5 protein-coding genes and 3 tRNA genes are annotated in these 7148 nt (G+C 37.2%); 5 read left to right on the plus strand and 3 right to left on the minus strand.

All coding sequences use genetic code 11. The features are described from left to right. Positions 1 to 2: 2 nt before the first annotated feature. From PLH43_RS12525 to PLH43_RS12545, 5 genes are all read left to right on the plus strand, one after another. Positions 3 to 78, plus strand: a tRNA-Pro gene (locus PLH43_RS12525). 123 nt (positions 79 to 201) lie between these two features. Beyond that, a tRNA-Val gene (locus PLH43_RS12530) sits at positions 202 to 277 on the plus strand. Positions 278 to 788: 511 nt separating this feature from the next. Beyond that, entirely contained in the window at positions 789 to 3140 is a 2352-nt protein-coding gene (locus tag PLH43_RS12535; protein ID WP_324363632.1) for a dockerin type I domain-containing protein, read from the plus strand. Positions 3141 to 3609: 469 nt separating this feature from the next. Beyond that, entirely contained in the window at positions 3610 to 4509 is a 900-nt protein-coding gene (locus PLH43_RS12540) for a dockerin type I domain-containing protein (protein ID WP_324363635.1), read from the plus strand. 300 nt (positions 4510 to 4809) lie between these two features. Beyond that, a tRNA-Thr gene (locus PLH43_RS12545) sits at positions 4810 to 4885 on the plus strand. Positions 4886 to 5034: 149 nt separating this feature from the next. Here PLH43_RS12545 and PLH43_RS12550 read toward each other — a convergent pair. From PLH43_RS12550 to PLH43_RS12560, 3 genes are all read right to left on the minus strand, one after another. Continuing rightward, positions 5035 to 5496 carry a carboxypeptidase regulatory-like domain-containing protein gene (locus tag PLH43_RS12550; protein ID WP_324363637.1) on the minus strand — a complete coding sequence of 154 codons (462 nt, stop codon included), beginning with the start codon at positions 5494 to 5496 and terminating at the stop codon, positions 5035 to 5037. 105 nt (positions 5497 to 5601) lie between these two features. Beyond that, positions 5602 to 5799 carry a hypothetical protein gene (locus PLH43_RS12555; RefSeq protein WP_324363639.1) on the minus strand — a complete coding sequence of 66 codons (198 nt, stop codon included), beginning with the start codon at positions 5797 to 5799 and terminating at the stop codon, positions 5602 to 5604. 116 nt (positions 5800 to 5915) lie between these two features. Next, positions 5916 to 6800 carry a type II CAAX endopeptidase family protein gene (locus PLH43_RS12560; protein ID WP_324363641.1) on the minus strand — a complete coding sequence of 295 codons (885 nt, stop codon included), beginning with the start codon at positions 6798 to 6800 and terminating at the stop codon, positions 5916 to 5918. Positions 6801 to 7148 lie beyond the last annotated feature (348 nt).

The following is a 7148-nucleotide window of genomic DNA, read 5'->3' on the forward strand; positions in this document are numbered from 1 at the left end:
ATCGGGGTGTAGCGCAGCTGGTAGCGCACGTGGTTTGGGACCATGGGGCCGGGGGTTCAAGTCCTCTCACCCCGACCATAAAATTAATAAAAAGGGCTATACAGACTGAGAACTGTATGCTTTTTTGTTTTTGAATTTTATTGACTTTTTACTTTTTTGTGATATAATATTTTTGCATAAGATATAAAAAATAGAAAATATGGGCGCTTAGCTCAGCTGGGAGAGCATCTGCCTTACAAGCAGGGGGTCATAGGTTCGAGCCCTATAGTGCCCACCACGAGAGAAACTCTATAATCCTTTCCGGGTTATGGAGTTTTTTGTTTTTTTTTTAAAGTAAAAAAAACGAACAAAATAGCAAAAATGTCATGTATAAATATTTTAAAAATTATTATAAAATAGAATTATAGCAGTGTTGGGAAGTATTGGTCGAATATGGTTGATAATTGTTTGATTTGATATGTTTTGAGGGGAATAAAAAAGAAGTATCAAGCGGCAAATTAAAGATTTGATTATCAAAGCAATATAGTTTTACTGGAGCTTTTTGTGCAAATCATAAAGCATTTCTACGCAGTAGATCAAAGCATATAACTATTTTCCACTCTTCTTCCAAAGATATTTTTATATAAGCACATTTATTGTATTTTGCTATAGTCCTAGAAGCATTGATACTTTTTTAATATGCATAACTATGCATAACTGAAAACTTTTTTCTTTAAATAATTTTTTGGGAGGGTGTTTTATGCTAAAAAAAACTTTCAGCCAGAATGTCGTTTTTGCTGGTGTTGTCAATGCTTATCAGCATACTTGCGATAACATCAGCCAATGTTTCGGTTCAAGTAGCACCAAGCTTTGAACTGGTCGGATTTGCAACATTAAACGGCGGTACCACAGGGGGTACAGGCGGCAAAGAAGTCACAGCCACCAGTATATCGCAGGTTAATGAACTGTTGAGCCAGAGGAAAAAGAATAAGGATACATCACCTCTTATAATAAAGTTTGACAGAAAAATCACTTTCCATCATAATATTTATTTTAATGTTAAATCACGTACGCCAAGTTACAGAGGCAGCACAGGACATATGTTCAACAACTATTATGTAGAAGTTTCGGGCAGCGGCATAAACTCAAGAGTGGGTGCAAAATTAAGAATCGAAGGAAACGTTTTTGAAAACGTAGGATGTGGTGCGGTAGACAGTAAAACAGGCTTGGCAGAAGGTCCGATTGGTTCGTATTATAGCAGTCAAATCGGATATTGGGATGTAAAAGACAATATATTTATTAATTGTAAGGGAAATCAGCCCACTACTTCAACATGCAGCTTTACTCCTCCTTATAAGTATGACCATGTATTGCAGCCTGCAAGCCAGGTAAAAGAAACAGTGTTAAAGTATGCCGGTGTCGATGGAAAAGGTGTTCCGACACCATCAACATCACCGGTAGTACCAACAAGTACACCGACAAATACACCAAAAATCACACCGTTGTCGGTGCCGACAACACCTAAAAGTAGCGAGAATCCAAAAGTGGTATATGGTGATTTGAATGGAGACGGAAATATCAACTCAACTGACTTGACTTTAATGAGAAGGTATCTTATTAAATCTGTTGACCTTAATGAAAACCAGCTTAAAGCTGCAGATGTGAATCTTGACGGTAAAGTAAATTCAACGGATAGAAGTGTGCTAAACAGATATCTGTTAAAGACGATTGACCGTTTGCCTTTCACTGGAGTTGAACCGACGCCGACATCTACGTCTACCAGTACATATCCAACCTCAACACCAACGTCTACCGGCATACAGACTCCAGAGCCTATAGTACACGAGGCGGAAGCCAGCAGCAACAACTTAAAAAGTGCAAAGGTAGAATCCAATTATGTTGTATTTGATGAAACAAAAGATGCCTACATCGAAATGAAAAAAGTCGGCTCTCCCGCAAGCGGTGAAGTTACAATTACTTTTGTGTATTCAAACGGTTCGGGAAAAAGCTTGCCGATGGAAATCAAAGTAAATGGTGATACCATTGAAAGTAATAAAGAGTTCCCAAGCACAGGTTCATGGAATACATGGTCTACATTAAGCTTGAAAGCAAATATGAACAGCGGTTCGGATAATATTATAAGAATTAAAACACGTTCAAATGACGGAGGTCCGAGAATTGATAAGGTACTTGTAAGCGGTGGTTCCGGATACATACCGACTCCAACGTCTACTTCAACAATCACAAATAAGCCTACAAGTACACCGACACCAACAGCCACGAGCACTCCTGTGGAAGGCGACATTATTCTTTCACCTAACGGTTTTATGACGCTACCGGAAGCCATTGAACTGATACAGCCGGGAAAGACAATTTATTTAAAAGCAGGAACATATAAATATTCAAAAACCATAGTTATAAAAGAAGGAAATGACGGTTTGCCCAATGCTATGAAGAAATTGGCTGCTTATGGGGACGGAGAAGTGGTTATTGATTTTTCAGCCATGGCAGAGAATTCTTCCAATAGGGGTATTGTTCTTGATGCTAAATACTGGCATGTTAAGGGAATAACCGTAAAAGGAGCAGGAGACAATGGAATGCTGCTTTCAGAGCACTACAATATTATTGAGAAATGTACATTTAAGGAGAACCATGACTCCGGACTCCAGCTGTCAAGATATAATACTTCCTACAATACAAAGGATAAATGGCTCAGCAATAATCTTATATTAGACTGTCTTTCAACCATGAACATGGATTCCCGCCGCGAGGATGCGGACGGTTTTGCAGCAAAGCTTACTTGTGGAGAAGGGAATATATTTAGAAATTGTATAGCAATTAACAACTGTGATGACGGATGGGATTTGTATACTAAAAAAGATACGGGAACTATAGGGGTTGTAACTTTGGAAAACTGCCAGGCTATAGGAAACGGTTATGATGTGAATGGAAAAGACACAGGCGGAGACGGTAACGGATACAAGCTTGGAGATGACACTGCCTCAGTTCCCCATATTCTTAGAAACTGTGTTGCCAACAACAATAAGAAACATGGATTTACCGGCAATGGCAACCCAGGAAAGATTGTGTTGGAAAACTGCACTGGTTCTGGTAATGGCGAAAAACTGTTTGACAGACTTACTAATGCAATATTTAAATAAGAAATTGAAGCTTGATACTGAAAAAGAGGTGTCTTAAACTGTCGAGGCATCTCTTTTTTATTTACAAAAAGTAAAAAAACGACAAAATAGTAAAAATATCATATATGAATATTTTCAAATTTTTTATAAAATGATATTATAACAGTAATGGGAAACCTTAGACGAATATGATTGATAACTGTTTCGTCTGGTATGTTTTGAGGGGAATAAGAAAGAAGTATCAGCCGACAAATTAAAGGTTTGATTATCAAAACAAGACAGTTTTACCGGAACTTTTTTTACAAATCATGAAGCATTTCCACGCAGCAGTTCAAAGTATATAACTATTTTCCATTCCTCTTTCTAAGATATTTTTGTAAAAGCACATTTATAGTGCTTTGCTATAGTTTTTGAGTAGATGATGCTTTTTATATGCATCTCTATACATAACTTTAAATTTTTTAAATTAATTTTTAAGGAGGGAATTTTTATGCAAAAAAAACTTTTAGCCAAAATGTCGTTTTTGCTGGTGTTGTCAATACTTGTCAGCATACTTGCGATAACATCAGCCAATGCAGACTCCGACCTGGTCGGATATGGTGATTTGAATGGGGACGGAAAGATTAACTCAACTGACTTGAATTTAATGAGAAGATATCTCATTAAATCTGTTGACCTTAATGAAAACCAGCTTGAAGCTGCGGACGTTAATCTTGACGGTAAAGTAACTTCAACTGATAGAAGTGTACTGAACAGATATCTGTTAAAGATGATTGACTGTTTGCCTTTCACTGGAGTTGAAACTACGCCGGAATCAACGCCTCTTGTTACCTATCCATGGACAACGCCAACGCCTGACTATACAGAGCCAATGACATCGCCAACGCCTACCGTTACACAGCCAAAGACATCGCCAACGCCTGTCGTTACGCAGCCAACTTCAACACCAACGCCTATCGATGTACAAACTCCAGTACCTATAGCACACGAGGCTGAAGCCGAAAGCAACAACCTGAAAGATGCAAGAGTAGAATCCGACTATGTTGTATTTGATGAAATTAAAGATGCCTATCTCGAAATGACACAAGTCGCATCTCCCGTAAGCGATGAAGTAATAATCATTTTTATTTATTCAAACGGTTCGGATAAAAGTTTACCGATGGAAATAGAAGTAAATGGCGAGATTATTGAGAGCAATATAGAGTTCCCAAGCACAGGTTCATGGGATACATGGTCTAGCATAAGCGTGAAAGCCAATATGAACATCGATCCGGATAATATTATAAAAATTAAAACATGTTCAGATGACGGAGGTCCGCGAATTGATAAAGTACTTATAAGCAGCTTCAAACCCATACCTACTCCGACACCGACTTCAACAACGGACTGAAATCGCACTGATATCGACATCAAGTCCTGTGCAATGAAATATAGTTCTTCTGCCTAGCAATCGGATGTATTAATATTCAAAAACTATAAAAGAGATGTCTTAAGCTATTAAGGCATCTCTTTTTCCAGTAGAAAATTTTTGCAGTGGATATTTCCGACAATTTATGACCCAATCATAAATTATTAGACATAATTTTAGCATAATTTTTTTAAAAAAAGGGTTGACTTTGACTTGGGGAGCATGTTATTATATTAAAGCGGTTGGACAAAGCAAATAAGCAATAAAATATTTTAATTATATGCTGGTGTAGCTCAGCAGGTAGAGCAGCTGACTTGTAATCAGCAGGTCGGGGGTTCGATTCCGTCCACCAGCTCCAGTTATAGAGGCCCTTACAGTTGGTTAAACTGTGAGGGTTTTTTCGTTATTGAAATGAAAGAGGCAAAAGCATTATAGCTCGACGCCTCAAAGGATATGCGGATAATTTTTTTATTGGGAGTATAATAAGTACTAATCGGAGTATAAGTACTAATCTAAGATTATGGGATGATTTACACTTTGACCGGGCAGAACTTTTATATATTGGGACTGGTATTTCAGCTTGTCGCCAAGCTGTGCGCTTATGACATAAAAGCCCGGCGGCAATTCATCGAATACATAGTTTCCTTGTAAATCGGAAGCTGTTCTGCACACGGGAGAACCGCATTCGCGTCCGAAATACAGAAAAACAAGAGCATTTTTTGCGACTTGACTATTTTTTTTCAAGCATGTAGTACCGGTAATTTTTCCTAATGTATAGTTTTTATCCGGGCTAATATGAACATGAACGTTCTGCGTGTTTAACTGAACAGGGTTAACGTCCACTTTTTGCTCCTGGTCAAGGTCTTGGGAATTGTATTGGATGCTGTCTTTTTCCAGAGCTTTCACCAATCTTGCCGCACTATTGTCTATGCTTTCCTTTTGTGCCGTCAGTTTATCTCTAATATCCATATTTACACCCCCTTCAATTGAAGAATATATATGATTGGAGAATTATGCAAAGTGGGGGGGATGCCCCCACCCGACAAATTGCGAAATTGGCGCTGCTTTTTGCTGCTAGTCTTCGTTTTTAGCCTCGCTTTCAGCTTCCTGACCCTGAATTTGTCTTTGCGTCAAAACATTATAGTTGATTTGCCTGTTGATCTGCTTGTGGAATTCTCTTTCCCCCACGTCGACATCCAGCTCAGCTTCCAATTCGGCTTTCAGTTCGGCTTTAAGCTGGTTTTTCAATTCAGTGTAATTGATATCAGGCATAATCCAAACCCCCTTTACAGTCATGGATTGATTTTGGTTTACAATATATAATATGTTATGTTCTATAAAAGGTGATGGTTTACGACTGTTTCGCTTTTTTATAAAGTAGACATAATTTACACTGTTTCCGAGGTGGAATCGGTATGCTTTGCTGAAAGCCGCAGTATCATTACAAAGGACAGTGCAGCAAACACCATGCTCGATATAAACACAAAGTACTCATTGGACAGAAAATGCCCTTCGGGGATGTAAACTGGAACTTTGCTCAAAAGGGTACTTATACTGTTGAAGGAGACGTGAACCAATATCGCTGTCCATATTGACCTTGTTTTTTCGGCCACTGTGCCGAGAACAATTCCCAATAGAGCAGCATATACTCCCTGTACGGGATTTAAATGATAGATTCCGAAAATTATAGCCTGAAGGATTATTGCTGTAAATGACGGGACAACTTTCTTCAATTCATTTAGCACAAGACCCCGGAAAATAATTTCTTCAATTATTGGGGCCATGATCCCTATGGTTATAAAAACAATAATAGAATTACCTTCCATTACTTTTTCCAGCATTTCTTGATGTTCTCTTGTTATATTTTCAAGCGGCGCCAGACGTTCAAGGAAAGCAAGTGCATTGGAAATAAACAGGTTTAGAGATATTCCCAATATTAAACTAAATCCTAAATTCGAAATCCTGATGCTTTTAAATTTAAATACCTCGAAAAAATTCTGTTTTCGAATTTTGGGGATAATAAAGTATATGGGAAGTGTCAATAAAATTGAAATAAGTATGGCAGTTGTTGTATTTACAAGTATCATATCATATGCCGCGGCCCAATTTATTGATTGATTGCTGATTGCCATATAGGCTATGATTGCAACGGAATAGACTATGGTAACGGCTATTTGTGCCGCAAAATATATGGATAGATACAATATTATAAAAATCAAAGGTTTAAACAAGGTTTTTACATATTTTAACAAAACGGAAAGTAAATTTTTCATTACACACATCCCTTAATCTTGGCAATTTTTTATTATTATTTTTATTATTATAGTAAAAAATAAATAATTATTCTATATAAATAATAAATAGCATTAAAAAATTGTTATTAGAAAACAATAAAATTAAATGATTTTCGGGAAATTTAAGGTCTAAGTTTAATAATGCAGAAATTTGGTTATTATTTCATATATTTGTTAGCTCAGCTGCCCGTTGATGCCCAAAAATAGGACTGTGGGAAAGGTAAAAAGGAAACAGGAAAAAGAGGATTTTTTTTATCCTCAACGAATTATATAATATAGAGCATTCCTGTAATGAAACAAAATGATCTTTGAAAAAGAAGATGCCAG

The organism is Acetivibrio sp., from assembly GCF_035371925.1.
Classification (GTDB): domain Bacteria; phylum Bacillota; class Clostridia; order Acetivibrionales; family Acetivibrionaceae; genus Hungateiclostridium.